This is a genomic window from Hymenobacter plasmatis, from assembly GCF_020711255.1.
GTDB lineage: Bacteria > Bacteroidota > Bacteroidia > Cytophagales > Hymenobacteraceae > Hymenobacter.
In genome coordinates this window covers 123,045-145,746 of sequence record NZ_JAJFAW010000008.1, presented here as the reverse complement: position 1 = coordinate 145,746, position 22,702 = coordinate 123,045, and the positions used below count along the sequence as shown (strand labels likewise).

Here is a 22,702-nt window from a genome sequence, read left to right as displayed (position 1 = left end):
GGTTGGGCTGGTGGCCGGGGCACTAGGGCTCACGTTATACCGTTTAACCCATGCGTTGGGATTTTGTCCCGGCGAATTTCACCCACGGGCGCCCCTGGCGTCCTGTTTTACTAACTCGCCACCGTTTAGTGGCGCTATCCTATGCAACAAACTTCCATTCTCTGGGCCGACGACGAAATTGATTTGCTCAAGCCCCACTTATTATTTCTGAAGGAAAAAGGCTACGACGTGACGCCGGTGAACAGCGGCGCCGATGCCATCGAGCAGATTCAGGAGCAGAGCTACGACCTGGTGTTTCTCGACGAGAACATGCCCGGCCTTACCGGCCTGCAAACCCTTACCGAAATCAAGGCCATTCGGCCCACCGTGCCCGTGGTGATGATTACCAAGAGCGAGGAAGAACACATTATGGAGTCGGCCATTGGCGCCAAAATCGCCGATTACCTCATCAAGCCCGTCAACCCGAGCCAGATTCTGCTGTCGGTGAAGAAGGTGCTCGACAACAAGCGTCTGGTGAGCGAAGCCACCAACAGCGGCTACCAGCGCGACTTCCGCCAGCTGGGTATGCAGCTTTCCGACCGCCTTACGCCGGCCGAGTGGGCCGAAGTGTACAAGAAGCTGGTGTACTGGGAGCTGGAAATCAACGAAACCGAAGGCAAGAGCATGGCCGAGGTGTTTAACATGCAGAAGGACGAGGCCAATACCTATTTCGGCCGCTTCATCACGGAGAACTACGAAGACTGGGTGAACGGCCGCGACGACGACGCACCGCTCATGTCGCACCAGCTGTTCAAGGAGCGGGTATTCCCCACGCTGAAGGCCACCGGCGACACGCCCGTGTACTTTGTGCTGATTGACAACCTGCGCTACGACCAGTGGAAAGTGCTCGAGCCCATCATCACCGAACTATTCACCGTGGACAGCGAGGAGATGTACTACGCCATCCTGCCCACCACCACGGCGTATGCGCGCAATGCCATTTTCTCGGGCATGATGCCCGGCGAGATTCAGAAGAAGTACCCCAATCTGTGGGTGACCGACGACGACGACGAGGGCAAAAACCTGCACGAATCCGAGTTCATGGAAATCAACTTCCAGAAGAACAATCAGAAAGTGAAGTACAGCTACAACAAGGTGACCAACCTGCAGGCTGGCAAGGACTTGCTGAGCAAGATGAGCAACCTGCACAACAATTACAAGTGCAACGTCATCGTGTACAACTTCGTGGACATGCTCTCGCACGCCCGCACCGACATGGCCATGATTCGGGAGCTGGCCGCCGATGAGTCGGCTTACCGTAGCATCACCCGCTCGTGGTTCCTCCACTCGCCGCTGTATGAAATGATGCAGCAGATTGCGGAGAAAAAAGGCAAGCTCATCATCACCACCGACCACGGCACCATCCGCTGCAAGCGCCCGTACAAGATTGTGGGTGACCGCAACACCAACACCAACCTGCGCTACAAGCACGGCAAGAACCTGGGCTTCGAAGACTCGCGCGACGTGTACGTGGTGCGCAAGCCGGAAAGCATTTTCCTGCCCCGCGAAAACGTGAGCACCGCGTACGTATTCACGATTGGCGACTATTTCTTCGCCTACCCCAACAACTACAACTACTACGTGAACTACTACAAGGACACATTCCAGCACGGCGGTATTTCGCTGGAGGAGTGCATCATTCCTTATGTGACGCTTACTGCTAAGGGAGCTTAGTCATAAGCGAACAAAACAAAGAAGGCCAGCTCAATTGAGCTGGCCTTCTTTGTTTTACTTCTTTTTCTTTCGGGTAATTATCAAAGCGCCATTGTTGGCCCGGGTACCGTATATCGCAGCCGCTGCTGGTCCTTTCAAAACGTTAATGCTCTCGATTACTTCAGGATTCAAGGCTAGCAACGAATCATTGGGGACTATTTTTCCATCCAGCACAAGCAGTGCTGCATTTGCTGTATCTCTTCTGAAACGGGGCCGCGGAGCACAATCGAGATGTATAACCAGGGCGTTAATGTTGGAATCATGAGCTGTTTTGTTACTCTTGGCAGGGGGTGGCCCTGCTCCTTGAGCAAGTGCCTGACTTTGAGGAGAGCAGAATGGGAAGGCAAATACGCAAAGGAGCTTGATGAACATGTGAGATAAAAGGGGCGGCAGCAATAAAGAAAGCTTCAGTAAATGGCAATTTTCCAGATAATGTATCTAGTGGATGCCTATTACTACCCGAATTCACACGTTCACTAACTTTTATTTCTCCATTCAAGCAACCACTGCTACTTCAGCTTATCCAACGCAGCCTTGAGGCGCGGGAGTGCAGCTTGAATCGACTCCACCGTTTCGGCACCCACGGATGCGCGGAACCACGGCTCCGTGGCCGATGTGCCGAAGGCACTGAAGGGCACCAGGGCTAGCTTGGCTTCGGAAATGAGGTAGGAGGTGAGCTCTTGGGTGGTGGCCAGCACCGTGCCGTCGGGCGTGGTGCGGCCCAACTCGTCGATTTTAACGGTGAGGTAGATAGCACCGGCCGGAACCACGGCATCCACGGGGTAGCCCTGGGCTTGCAGGTCCTTCAGCCCGTTAAACAGGGCTTGCAGGGAGCTTTGCAGCTTGCTTTTGGTATCGGCCAGGAAGGCATCAACGGCCGCCGTTTCGGGCATAAAGTGGGCCGTGGCTACCTGCTCTGCTTTGGGAGCCCAGGCACCCACGTGGCCCAAGATGGACTTCATCTTCTCGATGATGGCCGTGGGGCCGAAGGCGTAGCCCACGCGCACGCCGGTAGCCGCAAAGCACTTGGAAATACCGTCGATGTACACCACGTAGTCGCGCAGCTCGGGGCGCAGGCTCACGGGGTCAAAGTGCTGCGTGTTGCCGAAGGTCAGCAGCCAGTAAATCTGGTCGTAGAGAATATAGAGGGGTTTCTCGTGGATGCTGCGGCGCTTGTTTTCGGCCAGCACCAGGTCGCAGATTTCTTCCAGCCCTTCTTTGGTGAACACCGTACCGGTGGGGTTCAGGGGCGAGCACAGGGCCAGCAGCGTAGCATCCTCCAGGTAGGGAGCCAGCTCGGCGGCAGTGGGCATGAAGTTGTTTTCCGGCAGCGTGGGTACTGCTACTTGGGTCGCGCTGGTGAGGTGGCAGTAGTGGTTGTTGTTCCAGCTGGGCAGCGGGAATACTACTCGGTCGCCGGGGTCTACCAGGGCGCGGTAGGTGGCGTAGATGAGCGGGCGCGACCCACCGGCTACCAGAATGTCGTTGGGGCCATAGTCAAGGCCCTGGCGGGTCTTCAGGAAATCGGACACGGCCTGGCGCAGCTCGCCCATGCCAGCAGCGGGCGGGTAGTTGGTGAGGCCCTGCAGGTAAGCTTGCGTGATGCCGGCGTTCAGCTCGGCTGGAATCGGGAAGATTTTGGGGTCAAAATCGCCAATGGTAAGGTTGCAGATATCTGCGCCCTGGCGCACCTGCTCGCTTACTTGGTTGCCAATTCGAATAATTTCGGAGCCGCTCAATCCGGCGGCCATCTGAGATACTTGCATGGAGAAATACAGAGAATTAGGTGCCGCAACGGCCCACAAAGGTATTTCCGTTCTGGCGAACTAGCTGCGCACTAGCCCGCGCGGCGCTTCTCGTCTTCGGCGCCACTGGTGCGGCGGCGGGTGGGGGCCACTTTCTGGTTACCAAAGCGGTATGTGAATGCCAGCGTGACCACGCGGGTATCGAAACGCTGGTAAATCCGCTCCTGGTAATTGTTATAGCTCGACGTGGCGCGGGTTTTCTGGGTGTAGAAAATGTCGGTGACGTTCAGCTTCAGGCTGCCTTTTTTCTCCCACAGGCTCTTGGAAACCCCCGCCACGAGCTGGCCCCGGGCCCGGATATCAAAAAAGGCCTGCTGCTGCCGCGACTGGTAGGTGCCCGTGAGGTCGGCGCCCCAGCCGTGGCCCAGCGTGAAGCTGTTGTTGGTGGTGAGGTTGAGGGTGGGACGGCCTTTGTTGAGGTCGGTGCCGTTGAGCCGGCCGATGTAACGGGCGTAATAGCCCACTAGGTTGTTGTTGGAGCTCCACCATTTAAATGGCTCCACGGGGGCGCTCAGGGTAAAGGAATAGGTGTCGAGCCGGTCGAGGTTGATGTTCTGGACCACCACGTAATTGCTGCTGGCCACCGGCTGCACGGAGTTGACAATAGGCAGGCTGGTGACAGACCAGGCCAGTTCGGTGGTGAATTTCTGCTTAAAAGTGTGGCTCAGCTCCATGTTGTAGCTGGTTTGGGGGCGCAGGCCGGGGTTGCCGGTGCTATAGGTGGTGGCATCGACGTAGATGCGGAAGGGGTTGAGGTCGCCGTAAGTGGGCCGGTCGATGCGGCGGCTGAGCGACAGCGCCACCTCGTGCTGCTTGGAGAGGGCGCGCCGAATGGCAGCGCTGGGAAACAGCTGTAAGTAGTGGCGCTCAAAGCCTTGGTTGCCCACTTCCTGGCGGCCCGAGGTGTTGGTTTGCTCGGCGCGCAGGCCGGCCGTGAGGGTGGTTTTGGGCCTGGTGTGCGTGAGGGTGAAATACCCGGCGTTCACGTTCTCGTCGTAGAGGAAATGGTTCGATTGATTCCGGTCAACCGTGGTCTTATCATTTTCGGTGAGCGTGAACAGCACGTCGTTATCGGAGCTTACCCGGCTGGTCTTCAGGCCCGCTTCGAGTTTGGCTTTTTTGCTGAGCGGGTGCGTGTAGTCGGTTTTGAAAGACTCGATGACCACAGTGCCGCGCTGGTCGCCGTTGAGCGTGGTGGGCGCTAGCACGGGCAGGTCGTAGGTGGTGGCCAGGGTTTGCAGGCGGGTGTTGCGGAACTGCGCATAGTCGGCGTCCATGCTCACTTCGCGCAGCCCCAGCGAATCCACGAAGGTGTGCTTGAAGTTGAGGTTGGCGGCGGCGTTGGGGCTGCGCACGGTGCGCAGGTTGGTGGCCCGGTACTGGCCCGTTATTCGGTCGGTGGCGTCGATCAGCGAGGCGGCGTTGGTGCCATCCTGCGGGGAGGTGGCCGCCTGGCCGTTCACGGCCAGCCCCACGGTGGTACGCGGCGAGAGGCTGTAGTCGACGCCCGCCTTCCAGGTATGCACCAGCTGGCGCGCTTTAATGTAGTTTTCCTGGTCGCTGTGGCCCAGCAGCGTGCTGCCGCTATAAAAGTCGCGGTGAAACGTCAGCGCGTTGAAGTTCTCCCGGTCGGCGTAGCCGTAGTTGCCAAACACGTTGGTTTTGCCGTGGCGGTTGTTCAGGCTCAGGTTGGTGCTGAGCTTGTTGTAGCGGCCGCGGCCTAGGCTGGCACTCAGGTTGCCGTTGGAACCCTGGCGTTGGTCTTTTTTGAGGTTGATGGCGATGATGCCGGCACCGCCCTGGGCGTCGTACTTAGCCGGCGGGTTGGTAATCAACTCAATATTCTTGAGCTGCTCGGCGGGTAGGTTGCGCAGAAAGTCCGACAGCTCAGTACCGGACATGGCTACTCGTTTGCCATCAATGAGTACCATCACCCCCGGGCGGCCCTTCAGGCTCAGGGCATCGCCCGAGCCGACGGACACGCCCGGTGCGCGGGCCAGAATATCAAGCGTGGTAGAACCGGCCGAAAGCGGGCTGTCCTCCACATTTACGATGGTCCGGTCGGCCTGCCGTTCAAACAAGGGCTTGCGGGCTGTCACGGTCACTTCCTTAAGGGCCGTGGCTGCACTGGCCCGCAGCGAAATGGCCGGCAGTGCTATGCCTGCAGCCGGCAGCTCAAAGGGTGCACTCCAATACCGCTCAAATCCCACCTGGGCCGCCGATACCCGGTAGCTGGCGCCACTAGGGGCTTCCACCTGAAAGCGGCCCTGTGCATCGCTAAACTCCGTTTTTATCACGGTAGAGTCGGCCGCTCGGTGCAGGGTGATGGTGGCAAACTCCACCGGTGCGCCCGCCGCCGAGGCTACTGCGCCGGTGAGTGACGCCCGGGCCTGCGCAGCCGCTGAGCTAGCCGAAACAGCGTTTAGAATGAAAGCGCCGAAAAGGCAGGCGTACAAGTAACGGTACAGCGGAAAGGTGCAATGCATAGGCCAGAAGTATAAAAGCGGCTCCAATGACCGTTTGCCCTCCTGTGGGTTGCACTACGTGCTGTTTATTGCCCGGCGCGGCGCAGTTCTTCGTCGGCGCCCACGGTGCGCTTGCGCGCTGCCGCCACTTTGCTGTTGCCGAAGCGGTAGGTGAGGGCTGCCGTGACCACGCGGGTATCCTGAGCCACCCGGAAGCTCTCGGAGAAGTTATAGTAGGTGGAGGTGGCCCGGGCCGGCATAGTGTAGAAAATATCGGCCATGTTAAGCCGTAGCGTGCCCTGCTTTTTCCACAGGCTCTTTTGCACACCAGCCGCGACCTGCCCCCGGGCCCGCGAGACTTCAAAACCCCATATCTCGCCCGTCTGGAAGTTGCCGTTCAGCTCGGCTGCCCAACCGTTGGGCAAGCCGAAGCTATTGTTGGCGGCAAGCGTAAACGCGGGCTGGCCGCGGTCGAGGGGAGTGCCTGCCAGCGTGCCCTGGAAACGCGAGTAGTAAAGCACGCCATTGGCGTTGAGCGTCCACCACTTGGCCAACTCAAAAGGAGCGTCGAGAGCAAGGGAGTAGGTGTACTGCGTCTTAAGGTTTGCATCGCGGTTCACCACCAGGCGGCCTCCGTCTTCGGAGAGCTGCACGGCGCTTACGATGGGCTGGTCGGTTTGTGCGTAAGTGAGCGTGGTGCTGTATTTCTGGCGGTAAGTATGCGTCAGCTCCACGTTGTAGCTGGTTTGCAACAGCAGGTCGGGGTTGCCAGCGCGGTAGGAGGTGGCATCCGAATAGGCGCGCAGCGGATTGAGCTGGCCGTAGCTGGGCCGGTCGATGCGCCGGGCTACCGAGAGGGCCAGGCCGTGCCGTTCGTTGAGGGTGCGCTGCAGCAGTGCGCTCGGAAAGAGCTGGAGGTAGTGCCGCTCGCGGGAGCTGCTACCTACAGTGGCGGCCAGGGTGTTGGTTTGCTCGGCGCGCAGGCCGGCTTGAACGGTGCTTTTAGGAGTAGCGCGGCGAACGCTCACGTAGGCGGCGTTCACGTTTTCCTCGTAGCGGAACTGGTTAGAGATGGCCGGGTCCAGCGCGCTTGTGCCGTTGGCAGTGCGCACAAAGGCCACGTTGTTATCGGATATTATCCGGGTCACTTTCGCGCCGGCTTCCAGTCGCGCCCGGTAGGGGAGCGGGGTGCTGAAATCTGACTTGACGGACTTGATAGTGAGCGTCGTGCTCTGGTCACCGGAGAGCAACCGGGGAGAATATGCCGGGATTTCGTAATAGGTGTTGAGCGCCAGCTGCCGGGTGGTGCGGTATTGGGCTACGTCGGCATCGGCGCTCAGGGTGCTGGCCGTGGCCGAGTCGGCGAAGGCGTGGCGGAAATTTAAGTTGGCGGCTCCGCTGGGCCGGTTGAGGTCCTGGTCGGCAATGGAGGTATAGCGGGAAATGGTTTCGCCTTGGGCTCCAAAAAACTGCGTGTTGTTGGCCGTGCGGCTGTTGGTTTCGCTGGCCAGCCCCGAGGCCGATATCCCCAGCGTGGTCCGTTTCGAGAGATTTACGTCGAGGCCCACTTTGCCGGTGTGCGAGCGCAGGTGCGAAAGCTGCTCGTTGGCCAGCACACTGCTGGCTGCCGGCAGCAGCGCCGACTCGGCATACTGCCGATTGAAATTATGCCGGAAAAACCCCCAGCGGTCGGCGTAGGCGTAGTTGCCGTAGACGTTGAGGTTCTTGCGGCGGTGGTTCAGCGCCAGCCCCGTAGTGAACTTGCCGTACTCGCCGCGGCCGTAGCTGGCATTCACGCTGCCGTTGGTGCCCAGGCGTTGGTCCTTTTTTAGGTTGATGGCGATGACGCCAGCTCCACCCTGGGCATCGTACTGCGCCGGTGGGTTGGTAATCAGCTCAATACTCTGCAGCTGCTCGGCGGGCAACGACCTCAGGTAATCGGCCAGTTCGGTGCCCGTTAGGGGCGTGCGCTTGCCATCGATTACGACCAGCAGGCCCGTGCGGCCGCGCAGGCCCAGCACATCGCCCGAACTGACCGTCACGCCGGGCGCGCGGCTTAGCACGTCGAGCGTGGTGGAGCCGGCCGAAAGCGGGCTGTCGGCCACGTTGACCACCGTGCGGTCGGCCAGGTGCTCAAACAGGGGCTTGCGCGCCGTTACTTTCACTTCTTTGAGGGCCGTGACGCGGCTTGAAGATAGTTTGATACCGGGTAAGGTCAGGCCCTCCGCCGTCAGCTCAAACGCGGGGCTCCAGGAACGTCCATAGCCCACCTGAACCGCCGAAACCAGGTAGCTGCCGCCCGCGGCTTCCAGCCGAAAAGCGCCTTGACTGTCGCTGAATTCGGTTTTTACTACGGTTGAGTCGGCTGCGCGGTGCAGCGTTACGGTAGCGTATTCGATGGGGGCTCCGGTGCTGTTGCCCACGGTGCCGCTCACTGCAACGCGCTGTTGGGCCAGGGCCGTGAGCGGGGCCGCAAGCAAGGCGCTAAACCCCAGTAATCGCAGAGTAGGAAGAGGCTTGAAGCCCAGCCGAGCCGGGTAAAAATGGGCCATGTAGGAGGGTTTGGTAGAAGGCAGAAGGGATTTTGGCACCAACCGGGGCTGGTAGCCGGGCGCAGGCAGCAGGCGCGTGAGGAGTAGCTATACCCTCTTTATATTAACATGTTACCCTGGCCGGTAAAGTGTAAAGGTGTGGTAAACGCATCGATAATCCAAAAAAGCATGGTTGCTTGTGCCGCACCGCGGTAATTTTGCCCTATGCTTCCTCTCCTTATCACAGTGCCTACCCTGGCCGACCTGCCCGCGGCGGCCCGGCAAGTGCAAGCCGCCATTGCCGAATCCGGGTGCTCGGTGGTGGCTTTTGAGGGCGAAATGGGCGCGGGCAAAACCACTCTGATTCGGGCGCTGGCCGGCACCCTGGGCGTGGCCGACGACGTGAGCAGCCCCACCTTCGCCCTGGTCAACGAATACCGCGACGGGCGCAACCAGCCCGTGTATCACTTTGACTTCTACCGCATTGATTCAGTAGAAGAGGCCGAGCGCATTGGCGCCGCGGAGTACCTTGATTCCGGGTATCTTTGTTTGGTGGAATGGCCCGCCCGCGTGGCGGAGTTATTACCTGAGCCACGGCTTGAAGTACGTTTGGACGTGCTGAGCGCCGAGGCCCGGACCATTCATCTTGCTCTTATTAGCTAACTTACATCTGAACAGGCGTTAACCTGCCAGTTGCCAACGCCCTTTCCCGCCGAAAGCGCCCTTCGCCTTTCGGTTGTTGGCCCTGTCATTTCCTGCCCCACTTGGTTTATGGCCGAACAGCTACCATCCGGTTTTGAGTCACTGGCCACGAGCCGCGCCTATTTCACGCAGGAATCGATGCTGGCCGTGGAAACGCGCAAGCGCAAACTCTTTATTGGCCTGCCCCGCGAAACCTCGCTCCAGGAAAACCGCCTGGGCCTCACGCCCGAGGCCGTGCAGCACCTCGTGAACGAAGGCCACGAGGTAATCATGGAAGCCGGCGCCGGCGAGCCCAGCAAGTACGCCGACCACGCCTACTCAGAAGCGGGCGCTCAGATTGCATATTCGGCCGAAGAGGTGTTCAAGGCCGATGTGCTGCTGAAAGTGGCCCCGCCCACGCTCGACGAAATTGAGCTACTGCATTCCGGCCAAACCCTGATTTCCGCGTTGCAAATGGGCTCCATGACCCAGGAGTACATTGCGGCGCTGTCCCGCAAAAAGATAAACGCCATCGGCTTTGAGCTGATGAAAGACCCCAGCGGCGCCCGCCCGGTGGTGCGCGCCATGAGCGAAATTGCCGGCTCCACCGTCATGCTGATTGCGGCCGAATACCTGGCCCGCTCCAACGAGGGCAAAGGCATCATCCTGGGCGGTATTACGGGTGTGCCGCCGTCGCAGGTGGTCATTCTGGGGGCTGGCACGGTGGCGGAGTACGCCGCCCGCGCCGCCACCGGCCTCGGCGCCGAAGTGAAAGTGTTCGACAATCACCTCTACAAGCTGCGCCGCCTCAAGCACAACCTGGGCATGCAGCTCTACACGAGCACGCTCGATACGTTTGCCCTGAGCCAGCAAATCCGCCGGGCCGACGTCGTAATCGGCGCTCTGGCTGTGGAAGACGGCCGCATTCCCTTTATGGTGCCCGAGGAAATGGTGTCGAGCATGGCTCCCGGCTCCGTCATCATCGACGTGAGCATCGACCAAGGCGGCAGCTTCGAAACCAGCGAGATGACCAGCCACAGCAAGCCTGTGTTCCGCAAGTACGATGTGGTGCATTACTGCGTGCCCAACATTGCCTCGCGCGTGCCCCGCACCGCCACCAATGCCCTGAGCAACATTTTCACCCCAATTCTGCAGGAAATCAGCCAGTACGGCGGCATCAACGAGGTGCTGTTCACCAACGAGCATTTCCGCAGTGGCGTGTACATCTACCGCGGCTCGCTCACCAATGCCATGATTGCGAAGAAGTTCAACCTCCGCTACAAGGAGCTGGGGCTGCTGATTGCGGTGCGGAATTAATTAGCAGCAAGCTTGCCGGCAATAAGCATCTTGGGTGTTTCTTGCCTTTAAGTAAGGTATTTACTATCTTGACAATAAAGAAGTAAGCTTGCAAATCCTACTTGGCAACCGCATTAGGAGCAGCCAGTTGTTTCCATACATTCATCTGCAATACGTGTCGCCATGTCACAGAGGGTGCTTGTTACAAATTACAAATACAATGTAAGCTTCGAGGAGTATCAGAAACTCATCGCGCAGCTGGCTCCCGAATTTGCGGCCGTGCCGGGTTGTATTTGGAAAATCTGGCTGATTGATAAAGAAAAGCAAGAAGCGGGGGGCGTTTACCTCTTCGAAGACGATGCTTCTTTACAAGACTTCAAAGTCAGCTCGTTGGTCGGAGTGGTTGTTTCCCATCCCGCGCTTAGCAACTTCACGTTGAAAGAAAGGGACATTATGGAGGAAATAAGCCTCATTACCCGGGCCCCCATAATGCAAACGGCCTGAGCGCCCCCTTATTTGTGCGCGGCGACCGCAGCCTGCGGCTAGAAGTCTTTGAATTGGTGCGCCCGCTGTAGGCACCGCTTTTTGCCAGTTAAGTGCGACTAGGACCGATGAGCAGCAAGCCTTTCCAGGCTTCTACCAGCTTGCCTTCGGCCAGATACTGCCGCCCCAATTGCAGCAGCTGTTTCTCCAGCTCAGGGGTGTCGCTGCGGTATTTGTTGAGAGTATACGCTACTAAGGGCTCGGTCCTGAAATCCTCCACTTGCTCTGCCGTGGGCATGGCATCCAGCTCAATATTGGCCAGCCGGCCCAATTCGTTGCCGGTCAGTACGTCGCTGTTCCGGATGTACTCGGGCAGCTGGTCGATTCCGATGCCGATGTGGCGGTTGGGCTTGGGTACTTCGAAGAGGCTGGGGCCGCTGGCCCGGCAGTACCAGTCGCCGCCCAGGCGGGCCACGGCATCGAGCTTGAAGGGGTCGATGCCGGTGGCGTTGGGCAGGAGGATGTCGGTGCGGAAGTGCGCGCGCACCACGCGGCAAATGACGAGGTTGCCGGCGCCGTTGTTGTGGCCCAGCTCAATAACCTGCTCCACCACGCACTCAAACGCCGCCGGGGCCTCCGCCACCCGCGGCGGCTGCACCAGTTCCGAGGCCAGCTCGGTCAGGCCAGCTTTGGTGAATTCGTTCACGCCTTTCTCGTACTCCGTGCTGGCCAGCGACATCTGCTCCACCATCGCAAAGTCACAAATGTTGATGACCACCTCGGGCACCTCGCGCACGTTTTGCAGCGTGTGCTTCTGGGTGTTGTCGCGCACCCGGTTGGCGGGCGAAAACACCAGAATGGGCGGGTTGGAGCTGAAGGCATTGAAGAAGCTGTAGGGGCTCAGGTTCACGCGGCCCTTGGCATCGACGGTGCTGACGAAGGCCACCGGGCGCGGCGCCACCGCACCTACCAAAAACGGATGCCACTCGCTGGGCTTGAGGTCGGCAGGAGTGAGGGAGTGGAAGGTGGGCATGGGCAGGTGCAGCGCAGGATTTAAGGCAATTAATAGGGCATGGGTGCCGCTTTGGCCAAAGCTAGGTAGCTTTCGCCGTATGAAACCCGAACGAATGCTCCTTGGGCCACTGGTGCTGCTCGGGAGCTTGCTGCTGGCAGCAGCGGCGCAGGCCCAGGGCAATAGCGCGGCGCGCAGCCCCCTGGCCACCGACACCAGCCGCCTCCGCCAGCACCTGCGCTATCTCACTACCACGCCGCTCCCTCGCAATTCGGCCCACCCCGCAGTGCTCGACAGTGTGGCGGCGTACCTCAGCCGGCAGCTGCAAGCCAGTGGAGCGCGGGTGCACGAGCAGCCGTACCAAGTGCAGGGCCGCACCTACCGCAATGTGGTGGCATCCTTTGGCCCCGCCGAGGGGCCGGTAGTGGTCATTGGCGCGCATTACGACGTGTGCGGCAACCAGCCGGGCGCCGACGACAACGGCACTGGCATTGCCGCGCTGCTGGAGTTGGCCCGGCAGCTTGGGGCCAGGCCCCAGCTTTCGCAGCGCCTCGACTTGGTGGCGTATACCCTGGAAGAGCCCCCGTTTTTCCGGACGCCCAACATGGGCAGCTACGTGCACGCGGCGTCGCTGCGCGCAGCCGGGGTGCCGGTGCGCGGCATGGTGGCCCTCGAAATGTTGGGCTATTATGACGACCGCCGCGGCTCGCAGCATTACCCCTTTGGCCCACTGAAGCTGATTTATGGCTCGCGGGGCAACTACGTGGTGGCGGCCCGCAAATTTGGGAGCGGGCGCTTTGCCCGCCAGTTTGCACGCAGCTACCGCGCTGGGGCGGCGCTCCCCGTACGGCGCTTCACGGCCCCGGCGTGGCTTCCGGGCATCGACTTTTCCGACCACCTGAATTATTGGAAATTCGGCTATTCGGCCCTGCTGCTCACCGACACGGCCTTCTACCGAAACCGCGCCTACCACGAAACCACCGACACGGTAGCTCAACTGGACATGCCCCGCCTGGCCCTGGCCGTAGATGCGCTGCTTACGGCTCTGCTCACTCTTCGTTCTTAATGCCAATTAGTTACGAGGTCTTGTATATTTGCTAAAAAGGTATATATTTGCTCAATACCTATAGCTTTCGCCGTTTCATCCTAATTCGTCTGTGCCGTGAATGCTCCCGCCTGCCCCAAATGCGAGTCGACGAAAGCCACAAAAAGTGGCGTGGTGAACGAGCGGCAGCGGTTTAAGTGCGCCGACTGCGGCTACCACTACACGGTGGCCAAAGTGGGCCGCGAGGTGAACCCGTACTATGTGGTAAAGGCCCTGCAGCTCTACATTGAGGGCGTGAGCTACCGCGAAATTGAGCGGTTGCTGGGCGTGAGCCACGTGAGCGTGATGAACTGGGTGAAGAAGTACGGCGTGCGGGCCCCGCGCCAAACCGATTATCATCCCACCTACAAAATCCTGAACCAGGCCGAACTGGCGGCCTTTTTCCAAGTGCCTGGCAATGTGAAAGGGGCCGGCATGATGATAACCGAACTGGGCGACAAGTTCATGGTGATTCGCTGGGAGCGGTTTCGGGCCGGGTAGGGCGGGGCGCAGCTATAGCAGTTAGCAAAACGACTGCGGGGGTGTAGTTAATGGAAGAAGGCGGGTGCTACTTAGCCGGGCTGAATGCTGCCTGGCGGCATACGGTTCACGCATTCCTCCCACCATACTTCACCTTACTATGCGACTAAATCGCTACGCATTAGCCCTGAGCAGCTTGCTGCTGGCAGGTGCCGGTACGGCCTTCGGGCAAGTAATTCCGCCCACCACCGGCACGCCCCCGCCGCCTGCCGAGCCGGCGCCCGCCCCGCCGGTGTCCTCTCCCGCGTCGCCGGCCCAGGCGCCAGCCATGGCCCAGGGCCCGGCAGCCCCGGCAAAACCGGCGGCCTACGGGCCGGGCATGAAGGTGAATCTCTCGCCCGATGGCTCCAAATACCTGCGCTTTATGATTTGGACGCAGGTGTACGCGCGCTACACCGAGAACAATACCGGCACCCTGCGCGCCCCCAGTGCGCCCAAGGCCAGCCAGATAGATTTCGGTATCCGCCGCTCGCGCATGGTGATTTTAGCCCAGCTCAACCCGCGGTTCCTCGTCTACACCCACTTTGGCATCAACAACCAAAACGCGGTGAGCGGGGGCGTGGCGCCCACCACCGATGGCAAAAAGCCCCAGCTGTTCATTCACGAAGCCGTGACCGAATACCGGGTGAACAAGTACCTGAACCTGGGCGCGGGCATTCACTACTACAACGGCATTTCGCGCATGACCAGCGCCAGCACCACGAGCATCATGGCGGTGGACTTGCCGCTGACCAACTTCCCCACCATTGAGCTCACCGACCAGTTTGCGCGGTGGCTTGGCATCTACGCCAAGGGTCGCGTCGGCAAGTTCGATTACCGGGTATCGATGAATGATGCCTTCCTGACCAACCAGACCAGCACGCCGCTGAGCCTGGGCACTACAGTGGGCAGCTCGAACACCGGGACGGGCATTGCCAACTACAATCCCCAAAACGCCAACCACGTGTACCAGGGGTATTTCAGCTATAATTTTCTGGAGCCTGAGGCCAACCTGCTGCCGTACACCCAGGGCACTTACCTGGGCACCAAGCGGGTCTTTAGCGTAGGCGCCGGCTTTCTTTATAACAAGGATGCCATGTACTCCCGGTCGACTGGGAGCACCGTGACCGTGACGCCGGCCGTATCGGCCGACCCGTTTGGCACCGTTGCCACCACCAAGCACGATATGAAGCTGTTTGGCGTGGATGCCTTCTACGATGTGCCCCTGGATACCACCTCGCGCACGGCCATCACGCTCTACGGCGTGTATTACAACTTCAACTTGGGACCTAATTACGTGCGCTTTTTAGGGCCTGAAAATCCCGGCTATGGCACCAGCGCCACCCGCGGAAATGCCGTGCCGCAGTCCGGTACCGGTAGCTCAGAATACATTCAGGCCGGCTACCTGATGCCCAAAAACACCCTGGGCCCCAAGGCGCGCCTGCAGCCTTACGTGGCGTATATGCATAGTAACTACGAGGGCCTGCGCCAAACCAACGGCGACACCAAGGGCGTGAACATCTACGATGCCGGCGTGAACCTGCTGCTCGATGGGCACAACGCCAAAGTGACGCTCAACTACCGCGCCCGCCCCGATTTCACCAACGTGAACGACGTGAAATACCGCCCCGAAATCACGCTGCAGACGCAGGTCTTCCTGTAGGCCGCCCGCCAGTTTCTTTAACCCTCTCATCTTTTTGCAAAAACAAACCAACATGGAACAGAGCCTGACCCAACCCTATGGCGCGGCCGCCTCCGGCCCCGCCATTGCGCACGACAACAACGCCACCCCCACCAGCAAAATCTGGCAGGTGATTAAGGCCTCGTCGGTGGGCACGGTCATCGAGTGGTACGACTTCTACATTTTCGGCTCGCTGGCCACCATCATCGCCACGCAGTTTTTCCCGAAGACCAACCCGCTGGCGGCGCTCCTGAGCACGCTGGCTGCCTTTGCGGTGGGCTTTGTCGTGCGGCCGTTTGGCGCCGTGGTGTTTGGCCGCATTGGTGACATGGTGGGCCGGAAGTACACCTTCCTGCTCACGCTGCTGCTCATGGGCGGCTCCACGTTTGCCATTGGCCTGGTGCCCAACTATGCCACCATTGGCGTGGCGGCGCCCATTATCATCTTCCTGCTGCGCGTGGTGCAGGGCCTGGCGCTGGGCGGCGAGTACGGCGGCGCCACCACCTACGTAGCCGAGCACGCTCCCGACAACCGGCGCGGCTACTATACCAGCTTCATTCAGACCACGGCCACGGTGGGCCTGTTCATCAGCGTGGCCGTCATCGTGGGCACCAAGCTGATTGTGGGCGCGCCGGCGTTTGCCGAGTGGGGCTGGCGCATTCCGTTCCTGCTGTCGTCGGTGCTGCTGGTGGCTTCCTACGTCATTCGCCGCAAGCTGAACGAGTCGCCGCTGTTTCAGAAAGCCAAGGACGAAGGCACCGTGAGCACCTCGCCGCTGCGCGACTCCTTTGTGGAGCCCGTAAACCGCCGCCTCGTGCTGCTGGCGCTCTTTGGCGCCACCATGGGCCAGGGGGTAATCTGGTACACCGGCCAGTTCTACGCCTACTTCTACCTGCAAACGGTGCTGAAGTTGGAGCAGATTCCGGCCAGCATTATCCTGTGCGTGGCCCTGCTGGCTGCCACGCCGTTCTTCGTGTACTTCGGCAGCCTATCGGACCGCATCGGGCGCAAGCGCATCATCATGACGGGCATGCTGTGCGGGGTGCTGTTCACCATTCCCATTTTCTACGGCCTGACGCAGTTTGCTGGCCCGGCCGTGGAGAAAACCGCCGCCACGGTAGACGCTTCTGGTGCAGTCGTGCCCGCCGTGATGGTGGCCAACAACTACCAGATGTTCCCCATGATTGTGCTGGTGTTCTGCCTGGTGCTGTTCGTGACCATGGTGTACGGCCCCATCGCCGCTTACCTCGTGGAGCTGTTCCCGACCAAGGTGCGCTACACCTCGCTGTCGGTGCCCTACCACATTGGCAACGGCATCTTTGGGGGCCTCGTGCCCCTGATTTCGACCTCGATGGTGGCCTATGCCGCCGCGCAGCCCTCCGGCTTTCTCAAAGAGCACAGCATCTATTTCGGCTTGGTGTACCCGGTGGTTATTGCCGCGATTTGCTTCCTGTATGGCTCGGCTAAAATGAAAGACGTGCGCAACGTGAAACTCATGGCCGACCAGCCCACTCCGGTGGTGTAAAGCGCCATTTCCCGGCCTTGGCCAACCTTTAAAAAGCCGCTGGTCCGTTGGGCTGGCGGCTTTTCCGTTAAATTGAAGGGCTACCGTATCCCATACGCAGCGCCCGCCCATGCCCACCAAGCCCGAATTATCCATGCCGCCCCGCACGCCCCCCGAGCAAGCCGAACCGCGTCGGGGTCAGCGCTTGCTGTTCCTCAGCGTTTTGTTTGGGGTAATGCTTAGCTTTCCGCTGCTGGCCGTCTTCGACCAGGACAAGCGGGTAGGAGGGGTGCCGGTCCTGTACTTGTACGTCTTACTGATGTGGTTTTTATTGGTGGGCCTGACCGCCTACCTGGTGCGCAAGCGCCACGAAGAATAAGCGGCATCCCGCGGTGCTGGGGCAATGGAGCTGCCCTGTTGGGTCTTTTTTAATTTTAATCGGCTTCATGTCCAAGCTGCTCGTCATTGCCTTCTCCTTCGGGTACCTGGCCCTGCTCTTCGGCGTGGCCTACGCGGCCGAGCGACGCTCTGCGGCGCGCAAAAGCCTGGTGAGCAACCCCTACGTGTACGCCCTAAGCATGGCCGTGTACTGCACCGCCTGGACGTATTACGGCAGCGTGGGCCGGGCCGCCACCCACGGCCTCGAGTTCGTGAGCATTTACCTCGGGCCCACCTTGCTGGCGCCGGCGTGGTGGCTCGTGCTGCGCAAAATCATTCGGGTGTGTCGGCAGCAGCGGCTCACTTCTATTGCCGATTTTATCTCGGCGCGCTACGGCAAAAGTGCATCACTAGGAGCACTGGTTACGGCGGTGTGCGTGCTGGGCATTGTGCCCTACATCGCCCTGCAAATCAAAGCCATTGCGGCCTCCTTCGTGACCATGACCGGCAGCCCGGCCGGCGCGGCTGGTCCGGCCGCGGCCACTGCTCTGTACACCACCGGAGCCCTGGCCGTGTTCACCATCCTGTTTGGGGTGCGGTCGGTGGAGGCCACCGAGCGCCACGAAGGCATTGTGCTGGCCGTGGCCGTGGAAAGCCTGCTCAAGCTGGTGGCGTTTTTGGCGCTGGGGTTATTCGTCACGTTTGGGCTGTTCGGCGGGTTCGCCGATGTGTTTGACCAGGCCGCCGCGGTGCCGGCCCTCCGGCAGCTGTTCACGCTGCAGGGCAGCGGCACCAGCGGCGCGGCGTGGTTTACGCTGCTGGTGCTCAGCATGTCGGCGGTGCTGCTGCTGCCGCGTCAGTTTCAGGTGGCCGTGGTGGAGAACGTGGATGAGAACCACCTGCGCAAGGCCATGTGGCTGTTTCCGCTTTACCTCATCGTCATCAACCTTTTTGTGCTGCCCGTGGCGTTTGGCGGCATGCTGCGCCTGGGGGCCAGCGGGCTCGATGCCGACACGTTTGTGCTCGCCTTGCCGCTTTCGGCCGGGCACTCCTGGCTGGCGCTGCTCACCTATCTGGGCGGGCTCTCGGCGGCCAGCAGCATGATTATCGTCGAAACAATTGCCCTGAGCGTGATGATGAGCAACCACCTGCTCATGCCTCTGCTGGTGCGCGTGCCGGCGGCCCGCCCGGCTTTGCAGACGCGTTGGTTTGCCTACCTGGGCCGGGTGGCGCTGCAAAGCCGGCGCCTAGCCGTAGTGGCCGTACTGCTGCTGGCCTACGGCTACTACGCCGAGGTGGGCAAGCAGCTGCCGCTGGTGAATACCGGGCTGGTGTCGTTTGCGGCGGTAGCTCAATTTGTGCCGGCCGTGCTGGGCGGGTTGTATTGGAAGGGCGGCACCCGGCGAGGCGCTACCGTGGGCCTGCTGGCGGGGTTTGGGGTGTGGTTTTTTACGCTGGTGCTGCCCACCATGGTGGGGCCGGGTAAGCTGCCCGAATCCATTCTCACCGAGGGCGTGGGCGGCATTGCCGGGCTGCGGCCGTTTGCGTTGTTTGGGCTGGAGGGACTCGACTACTTGTCGCACGGCCTTTTCTGGAGCTGGCTGGTCAACGTTGGATTGTACGTTGGGCTGTCGTTGGCCAAGCCGCCCACGGCGCTGGAGCTGCGGCAGGCCGACGTGTTTGTGGACGTGTTCATTCGCCGCAGCCTGGCCGAGGAAGTGGCTGGCTGGCAGGGCCGCACCGCGTTTCCCGATGTGCGGGCCCTGCTACTGGGCTTCCTGGGGAAAAAGCGCACCAACCAAGCCCTGCGGGCTTTCTCCGACCGCTTTCCTGATGCCCTGCCGGCCAGAATTCAGCCCAACGGTACTGCGCCGCAGGACCTTGCCTCGGCCGACCCGCGCCTGCTCACTTACGCCGAGAAGCTGCTGGCTGGCAGCCTGGGGCCGGCCTCGGCGCGCATGCTGGTGGCCTCGGTGGCGGGGGCCGAGCAAATCAGCTACGACAGCGTGGTGGGCATTCTGCGCGAAAGCCAGCAGCTTCTCGAAGCCAACCGCCAGCTCCAGAAGCAGTCGCGCCAGCTCCAGCGCCTCACCGAGGAGCTGCGCGCCGCCTACGTTCAGCTCCAGGCCCTGGACCAGCGCAAGGACGAATTCCTGTACACCGTGACGCACGAGCTGCGCACGCCGCTTACCAGCATTCGGGCGCTGGCCGAAATCCTGGCCGACAACCCCGAGCTGGAGGAGCCCGAGCGGCAACGGTTTCAGCACACCATCAGCCGCGAGGCCGAGCGCCTGACGCGCCTTATTTCCCTGGTCCTGGATTTGGAGAAGTTCGAGTCGGGCCAGGCCACGCTGGAGCGCATTCCCGTGCCGGTGCTCGAGCTGCTGGAAGAAGCCGTGGACACCGTGGGCCAGCTGCTGCGCGAAAAGCACATTTCCCTCGACCTGGCCATCCCGCCCGACCTGCCCGAGCTGCCCGCCGACCGCGACCGGCTGATGCAGGTGCTCGTGAACCTGCTGTCCAATGCCATCAAAGCCTGCCGGCCCAACGGCTCGGGCCGCATCTGCCTCACCGTAGCTTGCTCAGCCTCGCGCTTAGAAGCTCACCCCGGCACACATTCCCAGGTGCTCACCCTCACTATTGCCGATAATGGCAAAGGCATTGCGCCCGCTGAGCAGGAGCACATTTTTGAAAAATTCTTCCAGGCCCGCCACCAAACCACCCGCAAGCCCGAAGGCACCGGCCTGGGCCTGGCCATCACCAAAAAGATAGTTGAGCTGCACCACGGCCGCCTTTGGGTGGAAAGCCAGCCCAACCAGGGCGCCACGTTTTTTGTGGAACTGCCCCTGGAAAATACCCCCGAACTAGTCAGCTAACCCTTCTACCCGCACCCTTCCTATGAGCCATGAAAGTACCCCACATTCTGATTGTTGATGACGAGCCCAACATCGTCATGTCCCTTGAATTTCTGATGCGCAAAAACGGCTACCAGGTCGGCATTGCCCGCAACGGCACCGAAGCCCTGGCCGCCATTGCTCACACGCCTTACGACCTCGTGCTACTCGATGTGATGATGCCAGATGTGGACGGCTACCAGGTGTGCCAGCAGCTTCGCGCCCGGCCCAACGCCGCAGGTACCAAAGTCATTTTCCTCTCGGCCAAAAGCCGCGATGCCGACGTGAAGAAGGGCTATGATGTGGGAGCCGATTTGTATATTCCCAAACCATTCAGTACCCGTCAGTTAATGGAAAAAGTGCGCGAACTCCTTGCCATTGTTGTTTGATTATCTGCATATATCAATGTCATTTAAGCTTGATGAAAACTTTCCCTTTTTAGTTGTTTTATTATCCTCTTAATCCGTCTGTCATGCAGAGCGCAGCGAAGCATCTTATCCCCGCTGAACGAATCCTTATAACGTGATAAGATGCTTCGCTACGCTCTGCATGACAGACGTAGTATGCTCGCTGGCCCCACTGCCCCCGCTCCCCAATTCCCACCCGCCATGAAACCTGCTTGTTCTTATTCCGCGACGCATGCCGCCAGCCTGGCCGACCCCGCCGCGTTTTGGCTCAGGCAGGCCACCCACCTGCACTGGGATACGCCGCCTACGCAGCCGCTTTCCCAGGATGCCCAGGGCTTTTATCGCTGGTTTGAGGGAGGCGAGTTGAACACCTCGTTTCTCTGCCTCGACTACCACGTGCGGCACGGCCGGGGCAGCCAGCCGGCCCTGATTTACGACTCGCCTGTTACCAACACCCTGCGCACCTACACCTACGCCGAGCTGCTGGACATGACCGCGCGGTTTGCCGGTGGGCTGCGCGCCATTGGGGTGGGGCTGGGCGACCGGGTTATTATCTACATGCCCAACATGCCCGAGGCCGTGGTGGCCATGCTGGCCTGCGCACGCATTGGGGCGGTTCATTCGGTAGTGTTCGGGGGCTTTGCCCCGCACGAGCTAGCCGTGCGCATCGACGATGCCAAGCCCCATGCCATCATCTGCGCATCGGGCGGCATGGAGTTCGACCGCATCATTCCCTACAAGCCCCTTGTGGATGAGGCCGTGGCGAAAGCGACCCACAAACCGGCCCACGTGGTGGTGTGCCAGCGCGATTTTGTGACTGCCACCCTGCAGCCCGGTCGCGACCTTGACTACCGCAAATTGCTGCAGGCCCCGCCCATTGCAGCCCTACCGGTGCCGGCCACGCATCCGCTCTACATCCTCTACACCAGTGGCACCACCGGCCGGCCCAAGGGCGTACTGCGCGACCACGGCGGCCACGCCGTGGCCCTGCGCTTCAGCATGGAGGCTATTTATGACCTGGCGCCGGGCGAAGTCATGTTCACCGCCTCGGATATTGGCTGGGCGGTGGGGCATTCCTACATTGTGTACGGGCCGTTGCTCCGGGGCTGCACCTCGGTGCTGTATGAGGGCAAACCCGTGCGCACGCCCGACGCCGGCGCGTTCTGGCGCATTGTGGAGCAGCACCGCGCCCGGGTTATGTTCACGGCACCTACCGCCATCCGGGCCATTAAGAAAGAAGACCCCGACGGCCTGCTGGCTAGCAAGTACGACCTGAGCAGCCTGCGCCACCTGTTTCTGGCCGGCGAGCGCTGTGACCCCGCCACTTTCGCCTGGGCCCAGCAGGTGCTAGGCGTGCCCGTGGTGGACCACTGGTGGCAAACCGAATCGGGCTGGCCCATGCTGGCCACCCTAGTGGGCCTGGAGGGCATGCCGCCGCCCCGGCCTGGTAGCGCCGGCCACCCCGTGCCGGGCTACGACGTGCAGGTTCTGGACGAGGCCGGCGAGCCCGTGACGGCCGGAACCACCGGCCTGGTGGCCGTGAAGCTCCCGTTGCCCCCCGGCTGTTTCCCCACGCTCTGGAACGACGACGCCCGCTTCCACGAAGCCTACATGGCCACTTTCCCGGGCTACTACCTGAGCGGCGACGGCGGCTACCGCGACAGCGAAGGCTACTGCTACATCATGGGCCGCGTCGACGATGTTATCAATGTGGCCGGCCACCGGCTGAGCACCGGCGAAATGGAGGAGATACTGGCCGCGCACCCTGCCGTGGCCGAGTGCGCTGTGCTGGGCATTGCCGACAGCCTGCGCGGGCAGGTGCCCGTGGGGCTGGTGGTGCTGAAAGATGGCCATACGATAGGAGAGGAGGCCCTAGAAAAAGAGCTGGTGGCCACCGTGCGCGCCCAAATTGGGGCGCTCGCCTGCTTCCGAACGGTGCTGGTGGTGAAGCGCCTGCCCAAGACCCGCTCCGGTAAAATCCTCCGCAAAACCCTGCGCCAGCTGGCCGATGGCGAAGATTTCGCCGTGCCATCCACCATCGACGACCCCCTTATTCTGGATGAAATCCGGGCAGGCTTGCAGCGGCGCGGAGTTGGGCTGGCGTACGAAGCCAGCCATCCTTCCTAACGGCTCAAGCCAAGCCGGCTTGGGCCTTGTGGGGGTGTCTAATATATTTCATTCCTTGCATGGCTAAGTTGAGCCGGCCCGCC

17 protein-coding genes are annotated in these 22,702 nt (G+C 60.9%); 12 read left to right on the top strand and 5 right to left on the bottom strand.

The window, feature by feature from the left end; genetic code table 11:
- Nucleotides 1-141: 141 nt before the first annotated feature.
- On the top strand, nucleotides 142-1,713 hold the full coding sequence (gene porX / locus LJ738_RS08105) for a T9SS response regulator signal transducer PorX (protein WP_227785827.1): 1,572 nt from the start codon (nucleotides 142-144) through the stop codon (nucleotides 1,711-1,713).
- Between the two features lie 54 nt (nucleotides 1,714-1,767).
- Here porX and LJ738_RS08100 read toward each other — a convergent pair whose 3' ends face one another.
- The 4 genes from LJ738_RS08100 to LJ738_RS08085 form a co-directional block, all read right to left on the bottom strand.
- On the bottom strand, nucleotides 1,768-2,124 hold the full coding sequence (locus tag LJ738_RS08100) for a TonB-dependent receptor plug domain-containing protein (protein WP_227785826.1): 357 nt from the start codon (nucleotides 2,122-2,124) through the stop codon (nucleotides 1,768-1,770).
- A 137-nt stretch (nucleotides 2,125-2,261) separates the two neighbouring features.
- Complete coding sequence (locus LJ738_RS08095; RefSeq protein WP_227785825.1) at nucleotides 2,262-3,518, bottom strand: pyridoxal phosphate-dependent aminotransferase; 1,257 nt, start codon at nucleotides 3,516-3,518, stop codon at nucleotides 2,262-2,264.
- Nucleotides 3,519-3,589: 71 nt separating this feature from the next.
- On the bottom strand, nucleotides 3,590-6,043 hold the full coding sequence (locus tag LJ738_RS08090; protein ID WP_227785824.1) for a TonB-dependent receptor: 2,454 nt from the start codon (nucleotides 6,041-6,043) through the stop codon (nucleotides 3,590-3,592).
- Nucleotides 6,044-6,108: 65 nt separating this feature from the next.
- Nucleotides 6,109-8,574, bottom strand: coding sequence for a TonB-dependent receptor (locus tag LJ738_RS08085; protein WP_227785823.1), 2,466 nt, complete (start codon nucleotides 8,572-8,574; stop codon nucleotides 6,109-6,111).
- 204 nt (nucleotides 8,575-8,778) lie between these two features.
- Between LJ738_RS08085 and tsaE the strand changes: the two genes are divergently transcribed.
- From tsaE to LJ738_RS08070, 3 genes are all read left to right on the top strand, one after another.
- The gene (gene tsaE, locus LJ738_RS08080; protein ID WP_227785822.1) at nucleotides 8,779-9,216 is read left to right on the top strand and encodes a tRNA (adenosine(37)-N6)-threonylcarbamoyltransferase complex ATPase subunit type 1 TsaE; all 438 of its coding nucleotides are present in this window, start codon (nucleotides 8,779-8,781) and stop codon (nucleotides 9,214-9,216) included.
- Between the two features lie 108 nt (nucleotides 9,217-9,324).
- A complete protein-coding gene (locus LJ738_RS08075; RefSeq protein ID WP_068195232.1) occupies nucleotides 9,325-10,551 on the top strand; it encodes an alanine dehydrogenase in 1,227 nt (408 codons plus the stop codon).
- 174 nt (nucleotides 10,552-10,725) lie between these two features.
- Nucleotides 10,726-11,034: a YdhR family protein gene (locus tag LJ738_RS08070; protein ID WP_227785821.1), complete on the top strand. Its 309-nt coding sequence runs from the start codon at nucleotides 10,726-10,728 to the stop codon at nucleotides 11,032-11,034.
- A gap of 88 nt (nucleotides 11,035-11,122) precedes the next feature.
- On the opposite strand, the gene LJ738_RS08065 is transcribed toward LJ738_RS08070, so the two are convergent.
- Nucleotides 11,123-12,046 carry a flavin reductase family protein gene (locus LJ738_RS08065; protein ID WP_227785820.1) on the bottom strand — a complete coding sequence of 308 codons (924 nt, stop codon included), beginning with the start codon at nucleotides 12,044-12,046 and terminating at the stop codon, nucleotides 11,123-11,125.
- A 79-nt stretch (nucleotides 12,047-12,125) separates the two neighbouring features.
- Here LJ738_RS08065 and LJ738_RS08060 point away from each other — a divergent pair, with 79 nt between their 5' ends.
- From LJ738_RS08060 to LJ738_RS08025, 8 genes are all read left to right on the top strand, one after another.
- Nucleotides 12,126-13,091 carry a M28 family peptidase gene (locus LJ738_RS08060; RefSeq protein WP_227785819.1) on the top strand — a complete coding sequence of 322 codons (966 nt, stop codon included), beginning with the start codon at nucleotides 12,126-12,128 and terminating at the stop codon, nucleotides 13,089-13,091.
- A 96-nt stretch (nucleotides 13,092-13,187) separates the two neighbouring features.
- Nucleotides 13,188-13,610, top strand: coding sequence for an IS1/IS1595 family N-terminal zinc-binding domain-containing protein (locus tag LJ738_RS21470; protein WP_227785818.1), 423 nt, complete (start codon nucleotides 13,188-13,190; stop codon nucleotides 13,608-13,610).
- 139 nt (nucleotides 13,611-13,749) lie between these two features.
- Nucleotides 13,750-15,291 carry a hypothetical protein gene (locus LJ738_RS08050; RefSeq protein WP_227785817.1) on the top strand — a complete coding sequence of 514 codons (1,542 nt, stop codon included), beginning with the start codon at nucleotides 13,750-13,752 and terminating at the stop codon, nucleotides 15,289-15,291.
- Between the two features lie 52 nt (nucleotides 15,292-15,343).
- Nucleotides 15,344-16,834, top strand: coding sequence for an MFS transporter (locus LJ738_RS08045; protein ID WP_227785868.1), 1,491 nt, complete (start codon nucleotides 15,344-15,346; stop codon nucleotides 16,832-16,834).
- Nucleotides 16,835-17,048: 214 nt separating this feature from the next.
- On the top strand, nucleotides 17,049-17,192 hold the full coding sequence (locus LJ738_RS08040; RefSeq protein ID WP_227785816.1) for a hypothetical protein: 144 nt from the start codon (nucleotides 17,049-17,051) through the stop codon (nucleotides 17,190-17,192).
- 67 nt (nucleotides 17,193-17,259) lie between these two features.
- A complete protein-coding gene (locus LJ738_RS08035; protein ID WP_227785815.1) occupies nucleotides 17,260-20,067 on the top strand; it encodes a sensor histidine kinase in 2,808 nt (935 codons plus the stop codon).
- A 29-nt stretch (nucleotides 20,068-20,096) separates the two neighbouring features.
- On the top strand, nucleotides 20,097-20,474 hold the full coding sequence (locus tag LJ738_RS08030) for a response regulator transcription factor (protein ID WP_227785814.1): 378 nt from the start codon (nucleotides 20,097-20,099) through the stop codon (nucleotides 20,472-20,474).
- A 219-nt stretch (nucleotides 20,475-20,693) separates the two neighbouring features.
- Nucleotides 20,694-22,619 (top strand): propionyl-CoA synthetase, encoded by a 1,926-nt coding sequence (locus LJ738_RS08025; protein ID WP_227785813.1) that lies wholly within the window; start codon nucleotides 20,694-20,696, stop codon nucleotides 22,617-22,619.
- The last annotated feature ends 83 nt before the right edge of the window (nucleotides 22,620-22,702 follow it).

What these genes read in the sequence shown, in the direction of transcription:
- LJ738_RS08090 (WP_227785824.1), bottom strand. Translation starts at nt 6,043, where the DNA reads ATGCATTGCACCTTTCCGCTGTACCGTTACTTGTACGCCTGCCTTTTC.
- LJ738_RS08050 (WP_227785817.1), top strand. Translation starts at nt 13,750, where the DNA reads ATGCGACTAAATCGCTACGCATTAGCCCTGAGCAGCTTGCTGCTGGCA.
- LJ738_RS08040 (WP_227785816.1), top strand. Translation starts at nt 17,049, where the DNA reads ATGCTTAGCTTTCCGCTGCTGGCCGTCTTCGACCAGGACAAGCGGGTA.
- LJ738_RS08045 (WP_227785868.1), top strand. Translation starts at nt 15,344, where the DNA reads ATGGAACAGAGCCTGACCCAACCCTATGGCGCGGCCGCCTCCGGCCCC.
- LJ738_RS08095 (WP_227785825.1), bottom strand. Translation starts at nt 3,518, where the DNA reads ATGCAAGTATCTCAGATGGCCGCCGGATTGAGCGGCTCCGAAATTATT.
- LJ738_RS08085 (WP_227785823.1), bottom strand. Translation starts at nt 8,574, where the DNA reads ATGGCCCATTTTTACCCGGCTCGGCTGGGCTTCAAGCCTCTTCCTACT.
- LJ738_RS08035 (WP_227785815.1), top strand. Translation starts at nt 17,260, where the DNA reads ATGTCCAAGCTGCTCGTCATTGCCTTCTCCTTCGGGTACCTGGCCCTG.
- LJ738_RS08060 (WP_227785819.1), top strand. Translation starts at nt 12,126, where the DNA reads ATGAAACCCGAACGAATGCTCCTTGGGCCACTGGTGCTGCTCGGGAGC.
- LJ738_RS08100 (WP_227785826.1), bottom strand. Translation starts at nt 2,124, where the DNA reads ATGTTCATCAAGCTCCTTTGCGTATTTGCCTTCCCATTCTGCTCTCCT.
- LJ738_RS08025 (WP_227785813.1), top strand. Translation starts at nt 20,694, where the DNA reads ATGAAACCTGCTTGTTCTTATTCCGCGACGCATGCCGCCAGCCTGGCC.
- LJ738_RS08030 (WP_227785814.1), top strand. Translation starts at nt 20,097, where the DNA reads ATGAAAGTACCCCACATTCTGATTGTTGATGACGAGCCCAACATCGTC.
- LJ738_RS08075 (WP_068195232.1), top strand. Translation starts at nt 9,325, where the DNA reads ATGGCCGAACAGCTACCATCCGGTTTTGAGTCACTGGCCACGAGCCGC.
- porX (WP_227785827.1), top strand. Translation starts at nt 142, where the DNA reads ATGCAACAAACTTCCATTCTCTGGGCCGACGACGAAATTGATTTGCTC.
- tsaE (WP_227785822.1), top strand. Translation starts at nt 8,779, where the DNA reads ATGCTTCCTCTCCTTATCACAGTGCCTACCCTGGCCGACCTGCCCGCG.
- LJ738_RS08065 (WP_227785820.1), bottom strand. Translation starts at nt 12,046, where the DNA reads ATGCCCACCTTCCACTCCCTCACTCCTGCCGACCTCAAGCCCAGCGAG.